Genomic DNA, 2,059 nt, shown 5'->3' with positions numbered 1-2,059 from the left:
AGTATGGGATTATCCACGGTTTATACCTCTGTCAAATTCTTTTTCTAGTTTACTTTGACTTGTGTGTACACGGTAGCAGCATTAGCTGGGTCAATTTGTGCTTAGTCTAAACTCCAATCAAAAGCTAGCTTGATTAACTGTCCCCGGTCAGTTTTGGCGGCTAACACATCCGCTCTCCAATCAGAGCCTGAAACTTCTGTTTTTGCGCCGTAGCCAAATTGCTGGCAGACTCGAACAATTTCAGTCTTGGCTAATAGGTGCTGCCACGTTTCTGGTGCCCAATTACAAATCCTGTCCTTGCCGCAAACAAAATGCTTGGTGCCGAGTTTAGACGTGCGCAAGTATCCAGTTGAGTTGCAGCAGCACAGTCTAACTTTTGGGCGCTGAGCTTTCAAATTGAGCCATTCTTCATCGGATATGAGAGGGGCTAATAGCTCTCGACCTTCAAAAAATGCTCTCAACGGCATCATTTCACCTCAACCGCAGCACTTGCATCCTTACCAAACATATCAATAAACTGGACTGCGCTCGCCCTTTCTTTCCCCTCGCTCTCGCTCAACCACCGCGTTAAGAAATCCCCGCCTACCGGTGCAGCAATGCAGTAAGTATGCAAGACTTTGGAGCATCGGGTCGAGTATACACGCCTGCATGAAGATAGAACGGCACGGCCAGGCCAAAATACTCACGCAACAGGAAATCGAGCTTTTGTTCAACAAAGGTTTGCAAACTGCTCGCAATCGCACGCTCTTCGGAGTTTGTCTCTACACGGCTTGCCGCATTGCCGAAGCTTGTTCCCTGGAAGTCATCGATATTTACACTGCCAGAGGTACAGTCCGACCTACAATCAACTTCCGCAAAAGCAACACCAAAGGCCAACTCCAAACCCGAACGATTCCGGTCATTGAAGATTTGCGATCGCTTTTGACCTCTTGGAAACCCAACGCGGGTCAGACTTATTTATTCCCCGGCCGCCACCGTTGGCACCACTGGAAGCATTTACACACCAACTCAGCGGATCAGATTTTGAGAGAAGCGTTCGAGCGAACCGGCATCGAGGGAGCATCCACCCACAGTTTTAGGAGAACGGCCCTGACTCAGATGAGCAACGCGGGTATCCCGCTGCGGATTATTCAAGAAATCAGCGGTCACAGCAACCTCGAACAGTTGCAGCATTACTTAGAGGTGAAGCCGGCTCAAGTCAAAGGAGCGATCGCCAGTCTTTCCATGCTTTCCTACACGGGGAAACATACATTTTCCCCTGTAGAGGATGAATTGTCTGCTGTGCCGTTACCGAGAGAGCAACTGTCACAAGGCCTATCAGACGACACGGCCCAAGAAATTCCTGATTGGTGACGATCGCTTGAACCTGCGCCTGAAGCTCTCAATCCCGAGCTGGTTACAATTGTTCGTCATTCAGACGATCTCGCGTAAAGTAAGAACTTGTACGAGGCGGTGCTGTTTGTTGCCGAAGACTAGAGAATCAATCAATCGGGATGTGGCGGGGTTGTGTAAAATAGCAACATTTGATGAGATTGAGGGGCAGGGATGGAGTCTCAATCCTGGGCGTTATGTGGGGGTGGCCCAACGTCAGGAGGCGGAGGATTTTGATTTTACCGCACGGTTGGAAGAGTTGAATGAGGAGTTGTTCATTCTTAATGTTGAGGCTAGGTAGAGTTGGAGGAACGGATTGCTGAGAATGTAGCAATGCTTTTAGAACAAAACTTTTAGAGATAAGGCATTGCAGGAAATAAGGAGAATGAAATTAGAAACTATATGACTACAGGCAATTTTTCACTATCTATAGGTGACATTTCTGGAATTATCCAGGCGGTAGGAGTTGTTGTATCTCTCATCTATGTGGCTCTACAGGTTCGAGCTAGTACGAAAGCTATAAAAGGGGCTACTTATCAATCAATTATTAGTGTGTATGCAGAAATAGAAGCCCGGATTAGCCAAGACTCAGAAGCAGCACGCATCTATCGGCTAGGGCGTCGGTACAGTATTAGAAGTTGACAACAAAAGAGATGTATGCAATTACCCGACCAATGAATTCGACTCT

Annotated in this window: 3 protein-coding genes; 2 read left to right on the top strand and 1 reads right to left on the bottom strand. The window is 47.5% G+C overall.

The features are described from left to right. Positions 1-101 precede the first annotated feature (101 nt). Positions 102-470, bottom strand: coding sequence for a hypothetical protein (locus QUA54_RS34080; protein WP_333419436.1), 369 nt, complete (start codon positions 468-470; stop codon positions 102-104). A 178-nt stretch (positions 471-648) separates the two neighbouring features. Between QUA54_RS34080 and QUA54_RS34075 the strand changes: the two genes are divergently transcribed. Further along, a complete protein-coding gene (locus QUA54_RS34075) occupies positions 649-1,353 on the top strand; it encodes a tyrosine-type recombinase/integrase (RefSeq protein WP_333419434.1) in 705 nt (234 codons plus the stop codon). A gap of 109 nt (positions 1,354-1,462) precedes the next feature. Next, on the top strand, positions 1,463-1,672 hold the full coding sequence (locus QUA54_RS34070) for a hypothetical protein (RefSeq protein ID WP_333419432.1): 210 nt from the start codon (positions 1,463-1,465) through the stop codon (positions 1,670-1,672). Positions 1,673-2,059: the final 387 nt, after the last annotated feature.

Source organism: Microcoleus sp. MOSTC5, from assembly GCF_036701825.1.
Taxonomy (GTDB): domain Bacteria; phylum Cyanobacteriota; class Cyanobacteriia; order Cyanobacteriales; family Microcoleaceae; genus Microcoleus; species Microcoleus asticus.
The sequence above is the reverse complement of the archived record's forward strand: the minus strand, read 5'-3'. Positions and strand labels throughout refer to the sequence as shown.

Bases quoted from the DNA above. Each gene is read 5' to 3' on its own strand.
- QUA54_RS34080 (WP_333419436.1), bottom strand. From the start codon at position 470: ATGATGCCGTTGAGAGCATTTTTTGAAGGTCGAGAGCTATTAGCCCCT.
- QUA54_RS34075 (WP_333419434.1), top strand. From the start codon at position 649: ATGAAGATAGAACGGCACGGCCAGGCCAAAATACTCACGCAACAGGAA.